Origin of the sequence: Paraburkholderia sp. RL18-101-BIB-B, from assembly GCF_046026985.1 — a bacterium.
Classification (GTDB): domain Bacteria; phylum Pseudomonadota; class Gammaproteobacteria; order Burkholderiales; family Burkholderiaceae; genus Paraburkholderia.
Map to the genome: position 1 here is coordinate 168080 of NZ_JARESV010000016.1, position 20358 is coordinate 188437.

Genomic DNA, 20358 nt, shown 5'->3' on the forward strand with positions numbered 1-20358 from the left:
AAAGGGAAGTCCTCATGCGAAGAATGTTGATTGCCGCGGCGCTCGCACTCAGCGCCACCGGCGCGATGGCCCAGACCAGCCAGACGATACGGATCGGCTTGCAGGACGACATCGGTTCGCTCGACCCCGCACGCAGCGTGCAGCTCGTCGACCGGATCGTATTTGCGTCGCTGTGCAACGCGCTGGTCGATATCACGCCCGACCTGAAGATCGTGCCGATGCTGGCGACGTCGTGGACGACGAGCGCCGACGGCAAGACGCTTACGTTCAAGCTGCGTCAAGGGGTGAAGTTCCAGGACGACGAGCCGTTCAATGCGGCCGCCGTCAAGGCGAACCTGGACCGCGACCGCACGTTGCCGACGAGCAACCGCAAGAGCGAACTTGCGTCGGTCGATCACGTCGACGTGATCGACGACTACACGGTCGCAATCGTGTTGAAGCAGCCAGACGCCGCGCTGCTCGCGACGCTGACCGACCGCGCCGGCATGATGCTCGCGCCTAAGACGCTGGCCGATCCGGCTGGCGTCGCCGCGCATCCTGTGTGTTCGGGCCCGTACAAGTTCGTTCAGCGCGTGCAGAACGATCGCGTCGTGCTAGAGAAATTCCCGGGCTACTGGGACGCCGACAAATACCCGGTCCAGCGCGTGATCTTCCTGCCGATTCCGGACAGCACCGTGCGCCTCGCAAACCTGCGTTCGGGTTCGCTCGACATGCTTGAGCGCCTCGCGCCGTCCGATGTCGCGTCGGTCAAGAGCGACGCGAGCTACAAGTTCGCGCCGGTCAGCGGCTTCGGCTATTACTACGTTACGTTCAACATCGGCAACGGCAAGCGCAGCAACGCGCTGCTGAAAGACAAGCGCGTGCGGCAGGCGTTCGAACTCGCGATCGACCGTGACGCGATCAACCAGGTGATCGGCGCGGGCATCTTCGCGCCGGCGAATCAGGCGGTGCCGAAGTCGAGCCCGTACTACAACGCGTCGCTGCCGATGACGCATCGCGACGTCGCGAAGGCGAAGGCGTTGCTGAAGGCGGCGGGCCACGAGCACGTCGACATCGAGTTCACTTACCCGAACAACACGGTGTCGAGCCAGATCGTGCAGATGATGCAGGCGATGGTCGGCGAAGCCGGCTTTAACCTGAAGCTGCGGCCGACCGACTATGCGACCGAGCTCAATGCCGCGCACAGCGGCGACTTCGAGGCGATGTACCTCGGCTGGTCGGGCCGTGTTGATCCGGACGGCAACCTGCATCAGTTCAACACGTGCGCCGGCAACCTCAATTACGCGCATTACTGCAACGCCGAAGTCGACCAGCTGCTCGACGCCGCGCGCGTGAAGCTGACCGCCGCGGACCGCAAAACGCAGTACGACGCGGCGTCCAGGCTGCTCGCCGACGACGATCCGATCATCTACGTCTACAGCCAGCCGTGGCCGTTCGAACTGTCGAAGAAGGTGCAAGGCTTCACGCCTTATCCCGACGGCCTGATCCGCCTACGCGGCGTCAGTGTCAAGGGCTGAGCGATCATGCTGCAGATCATTGCAAATCGCGTGCTGGTCGCCATTCCGACGCTGATTCTCGTGTCGATGCTGATCTTTGGCCTGCAGAAGCTGCTGCCCGGCGATCCGGTGATGGCCATGGCCGGGGAAGATCAGGATCCACAGTTGATCGCGTCGTTGCGCGTCAAGTACCACCTCGACGAACCGGTGCCGACGCAGTACGCACTGTGGGTTCGCGACGTCGTGCATGGCGATCTCGGCGCGTCGCTGCGCACCGACGTGCCGGTGACGTCGCTGATCGCGCAGAAGCTGCCGGTCACACTGCAGCTTGCGGCGATGGCGATGATCTTCGCGATCGGCATCGGCATTCCGGCCGGCGTCATCTCCGCTGCAAGCCGCGGCGGCGCGCTCGATTACGGCGCGAACATCTTCGCGCTGTCCGGCATGTCGATCCCGAACTTCTGGCTCGGGATCATGCTGATCTTCATCGTCTCGGTGCGCTGGCACCTGCTGCCGTCGTCCGGCTACGTGTCGCCGGCCGAAGACTTCTGGCTCAGCATCAAGACCATGTTGATGCCCGCGTTCGTGCTCGGCGCCTCGCTCGGCGCGCAATTGATGCGCCACACGCGCAGCGCGATGCTGAGCGTGCTGCGCACCGACTATATTCGGACCGCGCGTGCCAAGGGGCTGCTGCGCGGCACCGTCGTCGTCAAGCACGCTTTTCGCAACGCGCTGGTTCCTATTGTCACGGTGCTCGCGCTGCTGTTCGGCGAACTGCTCGCGGGTGCGGTGCTGACCGAGCAGGTTTTCACGATCCCCGGCTTCGGCAAGCTCATTGTCGATGCCGTGTTCAATCGCGACTACGCGGTCGTGCAGGGTGTCGTGCTCGTCACCGCGCTGTGCTTCATCGTCGTGAACCTGTGCGCCGACGTGCTGTACGTCCTCCTCAATCCCCGACTGAGACGCAGCTGATGGCTACTTCCGCCAACCCCGTTCACGCGTCGGCCGCTGCGTCGCAGACGACCGTACTGCCGCGCCGCAAGCGCCGCGGAATCGCGAAGTTCATGCGCAATCGCGCCGCCGTGTTCGGCGCGGCGCTCGTGCTGCTCATCGTCCTGATGGCGATATTCGCGCCGTGGCTCTCACATTACGACCCGGTGCAGGCCAGCTTCATGACCGTGCGGCAGGCGCCTTCGGCCGTGCACTGGTTCGGCACCGACGAACTCGGCCGTGACGTGCTGAGCCGTCTGCTGTGGGGCGCGCGCGCGTCGCTGCTGGCGGGCGTCGTGTCGGTCGGCATCGCGGTCGTGATCGGCGTGCCGCTCGGCTTGGTGGCCGGCTATTTCGGCAAGCTCGTCGACGGAGTGATCTCGCGAATCGCCGATGCGTTGCTGTCGATTCCGTTCCTGATCCTCGCCATCGCGCTCGCCGCGTTCCTCGGACCGAGCCTGACCAACGCAATGGCCGCGATCGGCATCTCCGCGATGCCGCGCTTCGTCCGGCTGACGCGCGGCCAGGCGATCACCGTGAAGGCCGAGGAATACGTCGAAGGCGCGCGGGCAATCGGCCTCGGCCACGCGCGGATCATCGTGCGGTACATCCTGCCGAACGTGTTACCGCCGATCATCGTGCAGGCAAGCCTGACGATCGCGACTGCGATCATCGCCGAAGCGAGCCTGTCGTTTCTCGGGCTCGGCCAACTGCCGCCAGCGCCGTCGTGGGGTTCGATGCTCAACACCGCGAAGGATTTTGTCAGTCAGGCGCCGTGGATGTCGATTTTCCCGGGCATCGCGATCTTTCTGGCCGTGCTCGGTTTCAACCTGCTCGGCGACGGCCTGCGCGATGCGCTCGATCCGCGCGAGTCGTAACCCGAGTCCGTCACCGCCTCAATGGGCCGACGGCCCCCTCATTACTCTCGTTTGAGTTTTTCAATGACACGTTTCAATTGGCAAAACCCGTATCCAACACCCCGTTTGCCCGTGTTCGCGCGCAACATCGTTTCGACGTCCCACCCGCTTGCCGCACAAGCCGGCTTGCGGATGTTGTGGAAAGGCGGCAACGCCGTCGATGCGGCGATTGCCGCGGCGGCGGCGATCACGGTCGTCGAGCCGGTTTCGTGCGGGCTCGGCAGTGACGCGTTCGCGCTCGTCTGGGACGGCGCGAAGCTGCATGGGCTGAACGCGTCGGGCGTGTCGCCCGCCGCGTGGAACGTCGATTACTTCAAGCGTAAGTACGGTGAGGAAAACGGTCTCGCGAAGCACCCCAAGCGCGGCTGGGATGCCGTGACGGTGCCGGGCGTAATCGCCGGCTGGGAGGCGCTGCATCGGAAGTTCGGCACGCTGCCGTTCGCCGACCTGATGGAGCCGGCGATCGAAATCGCCGAGCGCGGCCATGCGGTGGCGAGCGTCGTTGCGTACAAGTGGGCGGCCGCTGTGCCGGAACTGAAGGACCAGCCGGGCTTCGCCGAGACGTTCATGCCACGTGGCCGCGCGCCGGAAGTGAGTGAACTGGTGCGCTTCCCCGGGCACGCGAAGACGCTGCGCAAGTTGGCCGAACAGGGCCCGCGCGCGTATTACGAAGGCGAGATCGCCGAACAGATCGCCGCGTTTTCGCGCCAGGGCGGCGGCGCGCTCACGATGGACGATCTGCGCAACTATCGCGTCGACTGGGTCGAGCCGATCAGCAAGGACTATCGCGGCCACACGGTGCACGAAATTCCGCCGAACGGCCAGGGCATTGCCGCACTGATCGCGCTCGGCATTCTCGAACAGTTCGACGTGGGCGCGCTGCGGATTGACGGCATCGAATCGCAGCACCTGCAGATCGAAGCGATGAAGCTCGCGTTCGCCGACGTCTACCAGTACGTCGCCGATCCGCGCTCGATGGAGGTCACACCCGAACAGATGCTCGACGACGCGTACCTGAAGTCGCGCGCGAAGTTAATCGACCCGAAGCGTGCCACGCAGTTCGATTTCGGCATGCCGAAGGCGGGCGGCACGATCTACATGTCGGTGGCCGACGAGCGCGGCATGATGGTGAGCTTCATTCAGTCGAACTACATGGGCTTCGGCTCGGGCATCGTCGTGCCGGACGCCGGCATTTCGCTGCAGAACCGCGGCTATGGGTTCTCGATGGATCCGAAGTCGGCGAACGTGGTCGAGGGCGGCAAGCGACCGTTCCATACGATCATCCCTGCTTTCCTGACCCAGCGGGTCGACGGCCGCCAGGAAGCGGTGATGAGTTTCGGCGTGATGGGCGGCGACATGCAGCCGCAAGGACATCTGCAATCGATCGTGCGCATGCTCGACTACGGCCAGCAGCCGCAGGCCGCGTGCGACGCGCCGCGCTGGAAGGTCAATCGCGACTTCACGGTTGACGTCGAAGCAACGCTCGATGAGGACACGGTGCGTGCACTCGTGGGTCTCGGCCACACGATCAAGTCGGTCGACGATCCGTATATGGACTTCGGCTCCGGCCAGTTCATCTGGAAGCTCGATCGCAACGACCCCGAGCGCGGCTATGTCGCTGCGAGTGACACCCGGCGCGACGGGCTGGCCGCCGGGTTCTGATCCTGGCAGCCGTGCCGTACAAGATGCCTGAGCCTCGCAGGTCGCGACCCGCCGCTTGTGAGGCTCGGGCTCAAAGATGCCACGCACCCGTGTGCGATTTGATCGGGCGGGACAGACGGGCGATCTCAGGCTCAGCGTCAGGCGCGATCATCAGTGGTTTAGACAGAAACACGCGCTCGCAGCTTCGGCAGGCGACAGGCCACTGTGGAAGTAAGCCTGCAATCGCCGCACGATCGCATCGTCCGGCTCCCAAGGCACGCGAATGAAACCTTCTCCGACGGCTTCTTCGTACACGGCGTTTGCCCATGCGCACAGGTCGAGTTCGAACGAAAAAGGCAGTGCTATCTGGTTGGACTGGATGAACATGACAACCTCCACAACATCGAACATGTGCGTGGTCAAATCACGCAGATGCGAATAACGGCGGCGGATAGATACGACATTTCCTCGTTTCAACGATTTGGATGCGCGGTGGTCTTGATCATTGCGACAAGCAAAGTGGCCACGACGACGAGGAAGCCGGACATGTAGATAAGCACGACGGTCATCATCGGTTGCTCCTCCTTCAGATATGCCGCAAGTGCGGCGGCCACCACCGGCTGACAGCATGGGCCGCGATGCGCGCAGCAGATCCACGGCCCAGGCCGCGAGACAAACCGTGAGCGTCAATCGTCGAGAAACCGGATTTAAGTTCGCGTATTGATCGAACGAACTGGTGATAAACAAGACTGACCATGCCAGGTGTATCGTGCTTGCACACTGGCCTTGAAAACAATGTACAGGTGCGAGCCACACGAAACCATTCTACGAACGGTTCGAACGCCGGTGCATGTAGATAGGAATCTCATACCCGCGTATAACTCGCGTGATGGCTGAAGGCGAAGAAAACCGTCCTGACGAAGCAGGGGGAACTGAAGCTGTGAGCGACCGGATTGCGTGGCCCGGCGCGACGGCAATCTCCTGACGAACTGCGAACGCGCTATGGCCGACCCAGCGCAAGATTGAGCAATCGCTCGACAGTGATGGCGTCAACGGGCTTCTCGAGGAAAGGGGGCGCACCTCTGGCCTGGATTTTGGCCTCAACGGCGTCAGTCGGGAATCCCGAGGTGAAAATGATCGGAATGGCGTACCCGAGGGCCAGAAGATGGTCGTGCAGTTCGATTCCGGACAAGCCCGGCATCCGTATATCCGAAATCAGGAATGACGTTTCGCCGATTGACCCCGACTCCAGAAATTCTTCCGCCGATGCAAACACGCGTGCCTGCCACCCTAGCGAACGAACCAGACTCGCGGTCGCCACCCGGGCACCCTCATCGTCGTCGACGATGGAAACAATTTGAGAAGACACAAGCGACGGGCCTCGACACACTGAAAGCGGAGCGTGCCAGACGAAATCGTGTGGCATGCGACTCAAATCAATCGTAGCTCGGAAGCCGCAGCACGGAAATGATACGAATGTATAAACGGGTCATAAGCGTAGCGTCGATCCGGATGCGTCTCGATCGTGCTCCCGACCATTACCAATTATTGTCCTGTTTATCACGCCGGATTGCCCTTCAGGACGCTTCGCTAATCGAAGGCAGGCTGAACTGGAAAATGGCCCCGTGCCCGGCATTGTTGGACGCCCACACTTGTCCTCCGTGGGCTTCGATGATCGAACGGCAGATCGACAACCCCATGCCCATTCCTTCGGCCTTCGTGGTGAAGAAAGCGTCGAACAGCCGATTTGCGCTTTCCGGATCGATCCCCGGGCCAGAATCCTGTACGGCGACCACGACGTGCCCATCGCTATCCCGATGGGACTCGACCCGGAGTTCACGTGAGTCGCCGCCGATGTCAGCCATCGCCTGGATACCGTTTATGACCAGATTGATGAGCACCTGCTGAAGCTGGACCCGATCGCCGAGCAACGGAGGCAGCCCGGAGTCAAGCTCGAGGCGCAACGAAACGCGATGATTCAAGACTTCGCGCTGAACCAGGGCCACGACGTCATTGATCACATCGTTGAGTTCCAGCTGCGTCTTCCGCGGGGCAGCCTTCCTGGTGAGCGTGCGGATACGCCGGACAATTTCACTCGCGCGCCTACCTTCGCCGATCATATGCTGCACACAGGCCCGCACCTCTTCCGGCTGCGGCTCCCCGCGGCCGAGCCATCGCAGGCAGGCTTCGCCACTAGTCACGATCGCGCCGAGCGGCTGGCCGACTTCGTGGGCGATGGATGCACTCAGTTCCCCAAGCGTTGTTACGCGAGTTGCATGAGCCAGTTCCACCTGCAACGCTTGCAACTGCTCCTCTGCCTGTTTGGCCGCGGTCCGCCGCGCTGCGAGTTCCGCCTCGGCCTCCTTCTGTTCGGTCAGGTCGAGCACGAACGCCACGCCGTTTTCCTCCGAGCCCTCGATTAGCGCGCCGCCGACCAGAACCGGGATGCGACTGCCGTCCTTGCGGATATATTCCTTCTCATAGGGCGGGGAACTCCCGCGCTGCCGTAGGTCGTCAATCGCCCGCGCATCGGCGGCGCGATATTCCGGAGGTGTCATGGTGGCCCATTGGACATGGCCGGACAGCAGATCTTGTCGCGAATAACCTACGATCCGGAGAAACGCGTCGTTCGCGTCGGTTGCGATACCGGCCACGTTCCAGAAGAACACTCCGATGATGTTCGATTCGACCAGCCGCCGGATGCGTGCTTCGCGCAGGCGTAGCTCCTCCTCGGCCAGCTTGCGCTCGCTGTTCTCGCGTTGCAGGTCGGCGTAGAGCAGCGCGTTCTCCAGCGAGATCGCAGCCTGCGAGGCCAGCAGTTCCAGCACGGTCACGCGTTCGGGAGGTGAAAGCATGCGTGGCCAGGTTGTTCTCCAGATACAACAGGCCGATCAACGCAGAGCGCCGCATGATCGGCAGGCATAACACCGACTTCGGTCGCCGGCGGGCAAAGTAGTCGTCTGCCGCAAAGGGATTCGATTGCATCGCATCCGTCAGCAATACCCGCTCCTGGCAGCGGCGCACGTAATTGATGATGGACGCGGGCAGCACCGATTCGCGTACGGACGATTCCGGCAACGCCTGTGCGGGCCGCGCCCGGCCCAGATGCCGCCGTACCTGGATCGTCTGCTGCTCGACGCTCGCTTCCGCCGCGAGGACCAGGCTCTCGTTGCGTGCGAGCAGCAAATGGCAGGTCTGCGCCCCGGCATTTTCAAGCAGGATGTGCATCAGCGTGTCGACGAGATCCTCGAGCACGATCTGGCCAGAGATGGCCTGGGAGGCCTTGGTGACCGATAGCAGATCCAGTTGCTCGACATTACCGAATGCAGTGACCGCCGATGAAGCCGGCTCTTCGCGCAGTTGCGGCGCGCGCGCGTCGATCTGTCTGACCTTACCGTCGGCGCCCCAGCGCGCAAAGCAGTCGCGCGCCTTTCGCATGTATGTGTCGGCAATTGTCTCGAATCCACGCGTCCGGTAGAACGCCGATGCGCGCTCATAAGCGATTGCCTCGTTATGGACGAAGTGGTGCTCGCGTGCCGAACGAATGGCCTGTTCGTAAAGCCGCATGGCGTCGGAGTCGTGCCTCTCGAGTCGGGCAATCTCCGCGGCTATCAGCGCGGCGCGGTTCGTGAAATTCTCGGGGCAATTGTTCGCCCACGTCTCGAGCTGCCTCTGGTGAGCGGACAGCGCCTCCAGATGCCTGGGTCGTTCGTCAGCCGATACCGAATCGCAGTGTGCTGCGCGCGCCAGCGCGCCATAGAAATGATATTCCGCCACCTCGAAGCAGAATGGCGACGCCCACAGCAACGGTTCAGCATTCGATGCCGCCGCGATGGCGCAAGCGTAGTCAGCTGCATGGAAACGCGCTTGCAACTTGCGAATCCAATACCAGCAAGCGACAAGTGCCAGCCCTGGATCTGCGGCCAAATGCTGCTCGAACCGGTCTTCGTCGAACGCGGCATCGTTGAAGGAGCCGAATTCGGGCGTCAGACCACGGAGTCCATTGATCAGCCTGAGTTGTGCAGTCATGACGTCGGCGACGAATTCGAACCGCATTTTGCGTGCGAACTCGAGGCCACTTTCGGCTTCTCGTTGCACATCGCCGAGTGGGTCTCCGGCAGCCAGAAGATTGGTGATCAGGTTGTTGCCGCAATAGCCCGAAAACGTAAGGTCGCCAGTTTGGTTGGCCGTGTCGAAGGCGAGCCGCAGTATGGCTCGACCCGAACGTATGTGCGCCGTCCAGGGCACGATGAAGGCGCCAAAGCCGGCGTAGACGCGAGCTTTGAAGCGATCCATCCTGTGCTTCTCGACGAGATCGACGCCGAGCTTGCCGAACCGGAATCCAGCCTCGTAATCACCGAATTGCGGCCCGAGGGTCATGCCGAGCATGACGTAGGCGAATCCCGATCCATCGCTATTGCCATGCTCGAGGCTCAGATTCGCCATGCGACCGGCGACGAGGCAATACAGGTTCATGTCGGTGGCATGGGCGGGCGGCTGGACGGCTGTTAGCACGTCCAGGGTGGCACGGCACACGGGATCGGTCATCAGAGGCAATTCGAGGAGCTGCTCGATCGAGCGGCTGCCCATCCGTTGCCACAGTTGTTTGTACTCCTGCTGCACCTCATCTTTCCGCGGGTGCGGCGACCACGTGACGCCGACGGCACGGAGATATTCGAGGCTCACTTCAACGGCGCGGTCGGCTTGTCCCGCGTTCATATAAAGGGCCATGCGCAGGCACGCGACGGCGGCCTTGTCGATGAGGTTTGCGGCGCGGTTTGAAAGCATCGACAGCCGTTGTTCCGCCGACGTCAGGTAGCTGTTCAGGAATTCGCATTCGGCACGCTGAAAGCCGAGCGAGAACGTGAGCGCATCGTGCCGGTTCGTACCATCCTGTGTCACCAGTGCGTCTCCGGCAGTGAAATAGGCCAGTGCCGATGCGTAGGCCGTCGCTGCCTTGGCACGCATGCCGGCGCTGAGATTGAGTTCAGCGACACGCTCGCATTCTTCAGGCGCCTTGATCAGCGCGGCGCCCCGATTGAACTGGTTTGCCACATCGAACAGATGATCGGCGAGCTCGTCGGCCGTCATGTTCGAGAGGAGCACGCGACCGATGCGCAGGTGTACTTCACTGCGGCGCTCTTCGGGAACCAGTGAGTAAGCCGCTTGCTGGATCCGGTCGTGCAGGAACTTACCGCTGCCATGGGTGCGCAGAATCAAATTCTCGCGCACGGCAGGCGCAAGTTGCTGCTCGAGTTCGGCCTGGCCGCTGACCAGCGCGAGAATCCGCAGGTCGAACTTGTTGCCGAGGCAAGCGGCCAGCTGCAGCGCTTCCTGTGCCGGGATCGGCAGTTGCCGCAACTTGCGCAACATCAGATCGACGACGTTGTCGGCGAAGTCTTTCGCTTTGATCTGATCCAGGTCCCACTGCCATGCCTGAACCTGTGCATCACGCCGCAGCAACCCCTCCTTGTGTAGCGCATCCAGGAATTGGATAAAGAAGAACGGGTTGCTCTCGGTGCGTTCGCAAATGAGGTGTGTGAGCGGCCCGCAGGACGCGTGTGGCGCATGCAGCGTATCGGCGACCAACTGATTCAGATGCGCGGCGGACAACGGCGCGAGCTGGATGTCGATCACCGGCGTGCCGCTGTGATGGATCGCATCGAGGCTCTTCATAAGCGGATGCGCTCGGCTCACTTCGTTGTCGCGATAGGCGCCGATTAGCATCAGATAACAGGTGTCTGGGTGGGTGAGCAGGTGTTCGACGAGCGCCAGGCTGGCGGCGTCGATCCACTGCAGATCGTCCAGGAAGAGGACTAGCGGATGTGCCTTGCTCGTGAACACGGTCACGAATTGCCGGAAGACCAGGCGGAACCGGGTTTGCGCCTCCGCCGGGGGCAGCGCCGGTACCGGAGCTTGGGTGCCGATGATCAACTCGACTTTGGGCAGCACATCGAGAATAAGTTGGCCATTGACCCCGACCGCAGCCTGCAGTTGTTGTCGCCAGCCGGCGATGCGTGCTGCACTTTCGGCCAGCAGTTGCTGCACCAACTCGCCAAACGCTTGCGTAAGGGTGGCATACGGAATGTCTCGCTGGTACTGATCGAACTTGCCTGAAATGAAGTAGCCATGCTTCGTGACAATCGGCTTGCGCAAGGTGTCGACGAGCGACGACTTGCCGATGCCCGAGTACCCAGATACGGTGGCAAGCGCCGCCCGGCCGGTGGCCGCCATAAGTTCGAATACACCGAGGAGCGCATTCAATTCCTGATCGCGCCCGTACAGTCTGTGTGGAATCTGGAAGCGATCCGATAGATCGTCCGTGCCGAGCCGGAACGGCTCGATCCGGCCGGAGGCGCGCCATTGCGCCAGACAGCGGTCAAGATCGGCTTGCACGCCACGCATGCTTTGATAACGATCCTCCGGTAGTTTGGCCAACAGCTTCATCACGATGTCGGACACCGGTTGCGGCACCGCGGGCGCGATATCGCACGGCGGCGGTGGCATACGGGCGATGTGGCAATGCGTCCATTCCAGCGGATCGCTTGCCTGGAACGGCAACTGACCGGTCAGCATGCGATAGAGCAACACGCCCATCGAATAGCAATCGGTCCGGTAATCAACCGGCCGATTCATGCGGCCGGTTTGTTCGGGGGACATATACGCCCACTCGCCCACGGATACGACAATGTCCTCTGGCGAGACGGTGTGTTCCTGGGTCGTCGCGAGGCTGAAATCCACCAGCAGAACATGGCCAGTGTCTGGCGCGACCAGAATATTGGCCGGCCGCAGATCTCGATGGATGACGTGGGCGGTATCGACGCCCGCCAATGCATCGGCCAGGTGATGGGCGATAGCGAGGCAGCGAGGCAGGTCCGGGCGCGGGCCGTGCCACAAAATAGTCTCGAGCGATTCGCCCGAGAAGTCTTCCATAACCGACACCAGGCGTCCGCGGTCATCGATCAGGGTAAGCGGCTTGGCAACGCCAGCGATGTTCAACCTTTGAAGGAGCAGATATTCGCGCTTGAAACGAGCGGACTGGACTGCGCCGGCGTGTTCGGGAAGGAGCTTCAGGAGCACCGGCCGCCCATCTGTCAAGCGTCGGGCACGGTAGAGGTCCGAGCCCGCTGTCACGTAGACCCGATCAATGGTCTGACAATTCGCGACAATCATTGTCCCCCCTTGTCTGCCGCGACCCGGCCCGACACCTGCACGTTGCATTCCGCTGTTGAATGAGGTCCAGGCCTGCACGGACGTTGACCTCATCCAAAATAATCACGTGACGACTGCAACGATTTACAATTAGTTTACTCGGTTGCCAATGAGACGCAAAAGCATTGGCAAGTTGAAAATGGGTCCATGCCAGAGGGGTGCGACCGCATTCCGGCTTCCCAAGGTGTCAAGATGACTACTAGACCGACCCGCCGAACGACGGACAAATCCGAAACAACCGACGCGTCCGTCATCTACGTCGTCGATGACGACAAAGGAATCCGTCTGGCCCTTGACCTGCTTTTGCGCTCGGTAGGCTTGCGCGTCGAAACGTTCGAGTCGCCGGACGAATTTCTCCAGTTTCCTCATTCCGCGGGACCGAGCTGCCTCATCCTCGACGTGCGACTCCGCGGGAAAAGCGGCATGGCTTTTCACCAGGAAATCGTCAATAGCGGCATGCGTATTCCCGTCGTCTTCATGACCGGTCATGGAGACATCGAGATGGGGGTGAAGGCAATGAAGGCTGGCGCGCTTGATTTTTTTGCGAAGCCATTCAAAGACCAGGACATGCTCGACGCAGTTGCCCACGCCTTGGCGCGAGACAGCGAACGGCTCGCTGCGGAAGCCGCGTTAGCCGGTCTACGCGCTGCGTACCAGTCTCTTTCGCCGCGCGAGAAAGAGGTGATGGGCTTTGTCTTGTCCGGCCTGCTGAACAAGCAGATTGCCTCTGAGATGAACTTGAGCGAAATCACGGTCAAGGTGCACCGTGGACAGGTCATGCGAAAAATGAACGCACGCTCTATGCCGGACCTCGTGCGCAAGGCCGAATCGCTTGGTATCAAGCCCTGTCTGCCCGACGGCCGTCAGTGCTGAGCGCGGATCTGCCCGCGTTTGCCGCTCAACAGGAGATTCGCTTGACGCGGCAAGCTCGGTGAAATCTCCTTACCGCACTTATACGTCCGTATAAGCCGGTTACGCTAATGCGGCATCGGTATATCCAACCGTAGAGTAGACTCGCCCTCCGGCTAAATCTACCCTTCTCTTATCGCGGCACGCTTGCTCTCCTTGCAGCGCAAAGCTCGCAGTTCGGCCCGACGACCCCATGGCGCTTTCGGATGGCCGCCCGACCGGTTCGCTTCTTAACGTCCCCAAGGAATCATCGTGTCATATGTTCTACGTAGCTGGATCCATATCGGGAGCAACTCCTACGGCGAGTACACGTTCGTGCCGTGGCTAGGGAGGACCATATATCGCCGTACCGTCGACTTCTCCGCCATATGCATCCAGTAGCCGCAAAGTCGGGAGTTGCTCGGCCGCTGCCTCACTCTTTGCTAAGGATCGCAAACGATCGTGAACATCCCTCATCGCCTCGGCCGGACCGGGTTACTTCAGCGCCCGAGGTTCGGAACCCGTGGACGACGACGCTCGCAGCCATCGGCCAATCTTTTTCTCCGCCAGACCCGATGCGGAGTCCTCGGACCTGTGCGGTCGCTCCCGCTTGGGGGGTGAGCCGCTCAATTCGCGTAAATCGGAGGGCGGCGACGTGCGTACCTATACTGTGACGATCGTGGAGGAACTGTCCAATTCGCTCTTCGCATTGCGCTGGCACGACCCGACGCGTTGCAACTACGAGGAGCAAATCTGGGCACTATGCTTCGCTCCCGCGGCGGCGCGTTGCGCCCTGTCTGGCGAGCGCATCCGCAAGGGCGACCCGGTCTACCGTCCCCGAATCCGCGGATCGTTCAAACCACTCAACAGCGAAGCAGTGATTCTGGCCAGCGAGCTGCGCAAGGCCAGCACACGTGGCTGAGACGCGCTGGCCGTCGCAGAGTGCGCGCCAGGGTTTGGCGACAAACAGTTCAACTTGAAACCGGAAGCGTCTCGACGATCACGCGCAATTGGCACGGTTAGCTATCGCTTTCGTCATCGGTGACGCAGAGCAGCAGCCCCGTCGTTCACGGGATCGCCGGAGCGAAAGCGTTGCCGGTATTCGGCGGGACTGATCTGAAGCCTGCGGCTAAACGTACGCCGAAGCGTATCCGCGCTCTCAAAGCCGCAACGCTTCGCGATTTCGCCGATCGGGTGGCGGGTGCTTTCGAGGTAGCGGCGCGCCGCATCGATGCGCGCGTCGTTGAGGAATGCGATGAGACTGACGCCGCATTCTTTGGTGAAGATGCGGGACAGATTGCGCGGACTCATTTTGAGGCGGCGCGCAAGCGACGTGGTCGTGTGATTCAGATGAAGGTTATCGAGCAGGTACTGCTGAATTGACTGGATCTGGGAATCGCTGGCGGCCTGGGTTTCCAACAGGGGGCTGAATTGCGATTGGCCGCCCGCGCGGCGCACATATACGATCAGATACTTTGCGACGTCGAGCGCCATTTGCTTGCCGAAGTCTTCTTCGATCATGACCAGCGCGAGATCGATGCCGGCGGTTACGCCTGCGGTCGTGTAGAGGCCGCTATCTTTTACGTAGATCTGGTCGGGTTCGACCTTCGCCTTCGGAAACATTGACGAAAGACGCGTGGCGTCCATCCAGTGGGTCGTGACCGTACGGTTATCGATCATGCCGGCGGCGCCGAAAGCAAAAACGCCGTTGCAGATGGCGGCGATCCGCCTCGTGCTCTTGTGCTGCTTCGCGAGCCATTCGCTGAGCGTCGAGTCTTCGAGTACTTCGAATACGCCGAGGCCGCCGGGCACGATCACCGTGTCGAAATGCGGACACGGATCGAAGATGGTCCGGTCCGGCATTACCGTGAGCCCGCTGGAAGACAGCACACTACCGCGCGTCGTGCCGATCGTCAGCATTTCGTATTCGCAGGCCCCCTGACTGAGGATGCGGACCTCCGCAAAGGCGTCCTTGGGCCCCGCGATATCGAGCAGCTGGAATCCGGGGAACAGCACCATTCCGACGGTGATCTTGCGCATAGGGGTCAGTCAAAATGGAGCCGAGGCTGGCGCGACGCATGCCGCATGCGCTCGCCTAGCGGCTCGCCTCGAGTTCGTCGAAGCGCCGGGTTCGGTAAAGCACCATCGATACGAGCCAGCTCGCGGCGAAGATGCCGATGATGATGTAGCCCAGCGTGCCGAAGTTGTCGTTCAGCGTCCCGATAGCATCCCACAGCTTGCCTTCGAGCTTCAAGTGGTCAGAAATCAGGCCCAGGGCCTCGATCGTGCCGACCAGCAGCGCGACCGCGACCGACACCAGTGTGATCGTCATGTTGTAGTAGATCTTACGAATCGGCTTGAGATAGGCCCAGCCGTAGGCCCCGAGCATCAGGTGACCATCGAGCGTATCCACCAGCGACATTCCCGCGCTGAAGAGCGCCGGGAACACCATGACCGCCCATGGCGAAATGCCGTGGGAAGCCTGCGACGCGGACATGCCGAGCAAGCTCACCTCAGTCGCGGTGTCGAAACCCAGTCCGAACAGAAAGCCAAGCGGGAACATGTGCCAACTGCGCGTGACTAGCCGAAACATCGGGCGAAAAATCCGCGCGAGAAAGCCGCGATCGGCTAGCAACATGTCGAAGTCGTCGTCGACGTAGGCGCCGCCTGCGCGAACGTGGCGCCATGCCTGGAAGATCGCTTTCAGAATCAGCAGGTTCAGGAACGCTATTGCGAACAGAAAGACTGTCGACACCGACGTGCTGATCAGGCCGCCCAATTCCTTGTATTGGGCAAAGCGCGTGCTCAACACGCTTGCGACCGCCACGACCGCGAGCGAGGCGATGACGATGATGGTCGAGTGACCGAGCGAGAAGAAAAAGCCCACGGCGACAGGGCGCCTTTTTTCCTGCATCAGCTTGCGGGTCACGTTGTCGATCGCGGCAATGTGATCGGCATCGACCGCATGGCGCAAGCCCAATCCGTAGGCGATCAACGCGGTGCCAAGCAGGACCGGGTGGTCCCAGAACGACACGAACGCCCAGATCCACGCGGCGGCATTAGTCACCAACAGCAGGCCGTAAATGCCGAAGAGCTTGCGCTGGACCTGAGGATCGGATCCGGTAAGTACATTGGACAGTTGCTTGAGCATGATAGATATCCTGATGAAACTTCGTTACGCGATATGGCGAGCGTTCTCGCGCCCTTGTCTGAACGCCGGAAGCAAGGGCACGGCTCAGTCGCTGGACGGACGCAATGCGCGCAGATTCAGCGACGCCATGTCTGTGGCCGACAGCACCCCAGCCTGCGTCACGGTCTTTTCGAGGGCGAGCAGAAAGCGCTCGTAGTAGTCCCACGGTGGCTGCCCCGCGCAGTATCCGTCTTCCCATTCCGCGATCGACTCGATGAGATTCTGGCGGAAGTCTTCCCACTCGAAGTGCCCCGCCTTCGACAGCGAAAGCGCGAGCCCGAATACCTGCCGCTCCCATGGCTTGTCGAACAGAAGTTTGCCTTGCATGCGCGGCGGAGAGTCCGGATGTCCAAGCATGCTGGAGGCGGCATATTCCTCGAACCGGGTAAACATGATCAGACCGCCGACCGAGGCGATGTGTCAGGCGAGGGCACCAGCGCCACACCCATCATCGCTTCGGGTGTCACGAGCGCGGCCAGTTCCGCTTCGCTCATGCCTTCAGTGCCCGCGGGCCGCTCCGGGATGACGAACCAGCGGATTTGCGCGCTGCTGTCCCATACCTTGACTTCTGTCTCGTCCGAAACCGGCACGCCGAACTCCTTCAGCACGGCGCGCGGTTCGCGCACGCCGCGCGCGCGAAACACCGGGTCCTTGTACCAATAGGGCGGCAGACCCAGCACAGGCCAGGGATAGCAGGAGCAGAGCGTGCAGATGATGAGGTTGTGAACGCCGTCGCCGTTGGCGACTGCGGCCATGTGTTCGCCTTCCGCGCCTTCCATCCCGGCCGGGAAGTCCATTTCCGCAATCGCCTTCGGCGTGTCTTCGACAAGGCGTTCTCTGAACGCTGGGTCGATCCACGCGCGCGCCACAATTTTCGCGCCATTGAACGGGCCAGCCATCGTTTCGAAATGAGCCAGCACGGTATCGACCGAGTCGCTGCCCAGCACTCCTTTCTCGATCAGAAGCGCTTCGAGCGCCCGTACCTTGGCCGCGCTCGCGGCCTCGCGCTCGTCGTCGTATTTGAAAAGTTCGCTCATGTTGGTTCCATACCAGGTGATGGGTGTAGAGATTCAGTTCGATGCATCGAGATACGCTTCGTATAGGTCGGCGTAGATCGTCGTGTTTGGCTCGCTCTTTTCCTTGCCCCAGATGTCCTCGGCCTTGAATGCAACGCGATAGACGGGCATCGGCTCGCCGATGCCGTCGGGCCCGGTCGATACGAAGTAGGAGTAGGCACCCGGATAGACGAAGTCGATCACACCGCGCTTGTTGCGCAGGTAGCCCGGCAAACGCGTGTGATCGACGGCGGCCGGATCGGCGATGCACACCTGGGCACCGGGTTCGAAGCGCGGCGTCTGCGTCAGTGCATTCAGCCCCGAATCGCCTTTTGCAAGGTAGTCGTTGATCTGCGAGGCAATGGCCGGATTCGGCTGCGCGGGCAACGGCGCATCGGGCTGGGCGCGGTAATGCGCGGTCTTCTGCGCGAGCTCGTCGGCCGATACATAACCCTGATCGATGAAGAATTGCGAAATCCCCATCAGCCACTTTTCGTAGTACCGGTATTTGAAGTATTCGAACGGCTGCATGCCTTCGGCGCCGGTGCGCAGCGACGCCCAGGTCCACGTATTCCTGAACGTGGTAGGCAGCGTTGCCACCGGGTACTTTGGCAATGCGTCCGACAGATGCGTGCTTTCCGCCATCATCACCGTATGAATGCCGAAAATACGCTTCTCCCACGGCTCGACGAAAACCCGTGTCTCGACATTGACGGGTCCGAGGTTTTCGAGCCCGCCAAGGCTGTGCTGTAGTTTCATGACGTGCGATTCCTGAAGTGGGTGGTCAGTTGAGTTGAGGCTGAGCCTTGTGGCTTAGTGCTTCGCCGAACGCTTCGGAGACGATGCCGAAGACGGCGCCGGTAACGAGCGCGGCGGCAGCCACCAACGCGGGGTTCTGGATACCGACCGTGGTAATCGCCTTACCGGTGGCGACTGTGGTGCCGACCGTCGAAGCGAAGCCCCACACGACGGCGGGCAGCACATTCAGCAGCTTCAGTTTCGACACCTGCACCATCGCCGCACTTCCGACGCCGACGCAGATCGCTGCGGCGAGCGGGGCCGTGCCGCTATTGGCGATCGCCATCAGCGAGAGCGACGCGATGACGAGGCCGGTGAGATTCGACGCGACGCTTTGCACGAAGCCGCGCGGACCGCCGCCGACCACGAAGAACGATGCCCACGCGATAAACGTGACCCAGACGGGGACTGGAAACACCGTTGCCGTGACGTAGGTGTCGACGACGGCGAGCACGCCGATACTGACGGTAAGCGCATCAGTCTTTTTCATTGCAGACTCCTCGAGATAAGTTGGCTAGTGGATACAGCTGAGAAACGATTCGCGTAGTCGTGGAAAATCCAGATTGCGGCCGATGAACACGAACTTGTTCTCGCGCGGCTCGTCCTTCTGCCATGCGCGTCCGGGTTTGGCTTCCAGCAACATATGCACGCTATGGAAATGGAACTGTCGCGCTTCGGCGTGAAAGTTGAGGACGCCTTTCATGCGCATCAGTTGCTGGCCTTGCTGCTGTACGAGTTCGTTAATCCAACGGTTAAAGCGCGCGGCATCGAGGTCGCCCTTTTCGACCAGCGCGCACGATTGGATCGACACGTCGTGTTCGTGGTCGTGAGCGCCTTCGTCGAGCAGATCGGGCTCGATCGCGAGCAGCGTGGGGAGCGAGAAGCGGCGCACACCCAGCAGAGCGTCCGCGCGGATTTGCGAGCGGGTCGAGGTGATGATGGCGGCGGTTGGATTCAAAGAACGGATCGTTCGTTGGACGGCGACTAGCTCGTCTTCCGTGATCAGGTCGAGCTTGTTGATCAGAATGACGTCGGCGAACGCCACCTGCTCGCGCGCAATGTCGTCATCGAGTTGCCGGCGCAGATGCAGTGCGTCGACCACAGTGACGACCGATTCGAGATCCACGGCTTCGCGTAGGTCGGGATCGGCGAGGAACGTTTGCAGGACCGGTGCCGGATCGGCGAGTCCGGATGTCTCGACGATCAGGCGCTGCATGGGTGCCGCGCCGGTCTGCGAACGCGCCAGCAGCGCTTTCACACTATCGACGAGGTCGGCGCGTACCGTGCAGCACACGCAGCCGTTATTGATTTCGACCAGCGCCTGTTCTTCGGCGACGATCAATTGTCCGTCGATGCCGACTTCGCCGAACTCGTTGACGACCACGCCGATTGATCCCGGCGCCCGTTGCTGCAGCAACTGATTGACGAGGGTGGTCTTACCCGAGCCGAGAAACCCGGAGATGACAGTGACGGGAAGCTTGAGCGGTGTGGGCGTGCGAGTCATGGCAGAGTCCGTTGCTGATCGAGACTGACTCAATAGAGCGAGTACCAGGCCTGTCGCCGTCATCCGTCTGTGCAGGAAATCAGCTTGTCCCGAATGCACGGGAAATGTGGCTGTTTTTGTCCGAGGCGGACATTGAGGACACCATGGTGCGATCAGGCGGCATGAATCCGATGCCAAGCGCTGGTGCAGGCGTGATATTCGATGCCCTGCGACGGTGCGGAATGTTCCGTAGCTATGCGCTGCGGTGGCGATGACGACTCTGGAAAACGCTAATGAGCGCGGATTCAGGAGTAACGGGCAGTGCCTACGGCTGTTCCGCTTTCAGAAGGCGATGTCAGTTTTCACTGAAAGTAAATAAACAAGTGATTTTCGGTGAAGCCATAACGCGCATCCCGCGGATAAGCTATTACTTCCCACTTCCGAGTTCCCCGTACATTGACCCACGTGCGATGTCTCAGGCGGCACCTTAATGCATTGCCCACCAGCTATACGTTCAATGGCGACTGCTGATGCCTTCGATATCCAACGGTACCGACCATAGTTTGCGAGTAACGCCAGAATGACAAACAAGACTGCCGCACAGAACATTCGCGAAGCCGCCCTCGATTACCACGAGTTCCCCACCCCGGGGAAGATCGCGATCGCCCCGACCAAGCAGATGATCAAC

Annotated in this window: 16 protein-coding genes and 1 pseudogene; 6 read left to right on the forward strand and 11 right to left on the reverse strand. The window is 61.3% G+C overall.

Going from position 1 to position 20358, the window contains the following annotated elements:
- Positions 1-14: 14 nt before the first annotated feature.
- The 4 genes from P0D73_RS23125 to P0D73_RS23140 all read left to right on the forward strand — a co-directional run bounded on the left by P0D73_RS23125 (position 15) and on the right by P0D73_RS23140 (position 5065).
- Positions 15-1517 carry an ABC transporter substrate-binding protein gene (locus P0D73_RS23125; RefSeq protein ID WP_408319675.1) on the forward strand — a complete coding sequence of 501 codons (1503 nt, stop codon included), beginning with the start codon at positions 15-17 and terminating at the stop codon, positions 1515-1517.
- A gap of 6 nt (positions 1518-1523) precedes the next feature.
- Positions 1524-2468, forward strand: coding sequence for an ABC transporter permease (locus P0D73_RS23130; protein ID WP_132379805.1), 945 nt, complete (start codon positions 1524-1526; stop codon positions 2466-2468).
- Entirely contained in the window at positions 2468-3364 is an 897-nt protein-coding gene (locus tag P0D73_RS23135) for an ABC transporter permease (RefSeq protein WP_408319674.1), read from the forward strand. The genes P0D73_RS23130 and P0D73_RS23135 overlap by 1 nt, the downstream gene beginning before the upstream one ends.
- 63 nt (positions 3365-3427) lie before the next feature.
- On the forward strand, positions 3428-5065 hold the full coding sequence (locus tag P0D73_RS23140) for a gamma-glutamyltransferase family protein (protein WP_408319673.1): 1638 nt from the start codon (positions 3428-3430) through the stop codon (positions 5063-5065).
- A 150-nt stretch (positions 5066-5215) separates the two neighbouring features.
- On the opposite strand, the gene P0D73_RS23145 is transcribed toward P0D73_RS23140, so the two are convergent.
- The 4 genes and pseudogenes from P0D73_RS23145 to P0D73_RS23160 all read right to left on the reverse strand — a co-directional run.
- Complete coding sequence (locus P0D73_RS23145) at positions 5216-5791, reverse strand: hypothetical protein (protein ID WP_408319672.1); 576 nt, start codon at positions 5789-5791, stop codon at positions 5216-5218.
- 253 nt (positions 5792-6044) lie between these two features.
- Positions 6045-6413: a response regulator transcription factor gene (locus P0D73_RS23150; protein WP_408319671.1), complete on the reverse strand. Its 369-nt coding sequence runs from the start codon at positions 6411-6413 to the stop codon at positions 6045-6047.
- Positions 6414-6621: 208 nt separating this feature from the next.
- Positions 6622-7899: a sensor histidine kinase gene (locus P0D73_RS23155; RefSeq protein ID WP_408432942.1), complete on the reverse strand. Its 1278-nt coding sequence runs from the start codon at positions 7897-7899 to the stop codon at positions 6622-6624.
- A gap of 40 nt (positions 7900-7939) precedes the next feature.
- Positions 7940-12310 (reverse strand): annotated as a pseudogene (locus P0D73_RS23160) (ATP-binding protein); the annotation flags it as partial.
- 138 nt (positions 12311-12448) lie between these two features.
- On the opposite strand from P0D73_RS23160, the gene P0D73_RS23165 reads away from it, so the two are divergent.
- Positions 12449-13129: a response regulator transcription factor gene (locus P0D73_RS23165; protein ID WP_132381217.1), complete on the forward strand. Its 681-nt coding sequence runs from the start codon at positions 12449-12451 to the stop codon at positions 13127-13129.
- A gap of 538 nt (positions 13130-13667) precedes the next feature.
- Entirely contained in the window at positions 13668-14066 is a 399-nt protein-coding gene (locus P0D73_RS23170) for a DUF3331 domain-containing protein (RefSeq protein WP_408319667.1), read from the forward strand.
- A 113-nt stretch (positions 14067-14179) separates the two neighbouring features.
- Here P0D73_RS23170 and P0D73_RS23175 read toward each other — a convergent pair whose 3' ends face one another.
- The 7 genes from P0D73_RS23175 to P0D73_RS23205 all read right to left on the reverse strand — a co-directional run bounded on the left by P0D73_RS23175 (position 14180) and on the right by P0D73_RS23205 (position 19691).
- Positions 14180-15184 (reverse strand): GlxA family transcriptional regulator, encoded by a 1005-nt coding sequence (locus P0D73_RS23175; protein ID WP_408179758.1) that lies wholly within the window; start codon positions 15182-15184, stop codon positions 14180-14182.
- Positions 15185-15239: 55 nt separating this feature from the next.
- Positions 15240-16295: a HoxN/HupN/NixA family nickel/cobalt transporter gene (locus tag P0D73_RS23180; protein ID WP_132379814.1), complete on the reverse strand. Its 1056-nt coding sequence runs from the start codon at positions 16293-16295 to the stop codon at positions 15240-15242.
- Between the two features lie 84 nt (positions 16296-16379).
- The gene (locus tag P0D73_RS23185) at positions 16380-16661 is read right to left on the reverse strand and encodes a nitrile hydratase accessory protein (RefSeq protein WP_243658404.1); all 282 of its coding nucleotides are present in this window, start codon (positions 16659-16661) and stop codon (positions 16380-16382) included.
- 68 nt (positions 16662-16729) lie between these two features.
- The gene (gene nthA, locus P0D73_RS23190; protein WP_408319664.1) at positions 16730-17371 is read right to left on the reverse strand and encodes a nitrile hydratase subunit alpha; all 642 of its coding nucleotides are present in this window, start codon (positions 17369-17371) and stop codon (positions 16730-16732) included.
- Positions 17372-17404: 33 nt separating this feature from the next.
- Complete coding sequence (nthB, locus tag P0D73_RS23195; RefSeq protein ID WP_408179761.1) at positions 17405-18148, reverse strand: nitrile hydratase subunit beta; 744 nt, start codon at positions 18146-18148, stop codon at positions 17405-17407.
- Positions 18149-18173: 25 nt separating this feature from the next.
- Positions 18174-18677 (reverse strand): DUF1097 domain-containing protein, encoded by a 504-nt coding sequence (locus tag P0D73_RS23200; RefSeq protein WP_408179762.1) that lies wholly within the window; start codon positions 18675-18677, stop codon positions 18174-18176.
- Positions 18678-18701: 24 nt separating this feature from the next.
- Positions 18702-19691: a CobW family GTP-binding protein gene (locus tag P0D73_RS23205; RefSeq protein ID WP_408432944.1), complete on the reverse strand. Its 990-nt coding sequence runs from the start codon at positions 19689-19691 to the stop codon at positions 18702-18704.
- Between the last annotated feature and the right edge of the window lie 667 nt (positions 19692-20358).

Bases quoted from the DNA above. Each gene is read 5' to 3' on its own strand.
- P0D73_RS23125 (WP_408319675.1), top strand. From the start codon at position 15: ATGCGAAGAATGTTGATTGCCGCGGCGCTCGCACTCAGCGCCACCGGC.
- P0D73_RS23130 (WP_132379805.1), top strand. From the start codon at position 1,524: ATGCTGCAGATCATTGCAAATCGCGTGCTGGTCGCCATTCCGACGCTG.
- P0D73_RS23135 (WP_408319674.1), top strand. From the start codon at position 2,468: ATGGCTACTTCCGCCAACCCCGTTCACGCGTCGGCCGCTGCGTCGCAG.
- P0D73_RS23140 (WP_408319673.1), top strand. From the start codon at position 3,428: ATGACACGTTTCAATTGGCAAAACCCGTATCCAACACCCCGTTTGCCC.
- P0D73_RS23155 (WP_408432942.1), bottom strand. From the start codon at position 7,899: ATGCTTTCACCTCCCGAACGCGTGACCGTGCTGGAACTGCTGGCCTCG.
- P0D73_RS23165 (WP_132381217.1), top strand. From the start codon at position 12,449: ATGACTACTAGACCGACCCGCCGAACGACGGACAAATCCGAAACAACC.
- P0D73_RS23175 (WP_408179758.1), bottom strand. From the start codon at position 15,184: ATGCGCAAGATCACCGTCGGAATGGTGCTGTTCCCCGGATTCCAGCTG.
- P0D73_RS23180 (WP_132379814.1), bottom strand. From the start codon at position 16,295: ATGCTCAAGCAACTGTCCAATGTACTTACCGGATCCGATCCTCAGGTC.
- P0D73_RS23185 (WP_243658404.1), bottom strand. From the start codon at position 16,661: ATGCAAGGCAAACTTCTGTTCGACAAGCCATGGGAGCGGCAGGTATTC.
- nthA (WP_408319664.1), bottom strand. From the start codon at position 17,371: ATGAGCGAACTTTTCAAATACGACGACGAGCGCGAGGCCGCGAGCGCG.
- nthB (WP_408179761.1), bottom strand. From the start codon at position 18,148: ATGAAACTACAGCACAGCCTTGGCGGGCTCGAAAACCTCGGACCCGTC.
- P0D73_RS23200 (WP_408179762.1), bottom strand. From the start codon at position 18,677: ATGAAAAAGACTGATGCGCTTACCGTCAGTATCGGCGTGCTCGCCGTC.
- P0D73_RS23205 (WP_408432944.1), bottom strand. From the start codon at position 19,691: ATGACTCGCACGCCCACACCGCTCAAGCTTCCCGTCACTGTCATCTCC.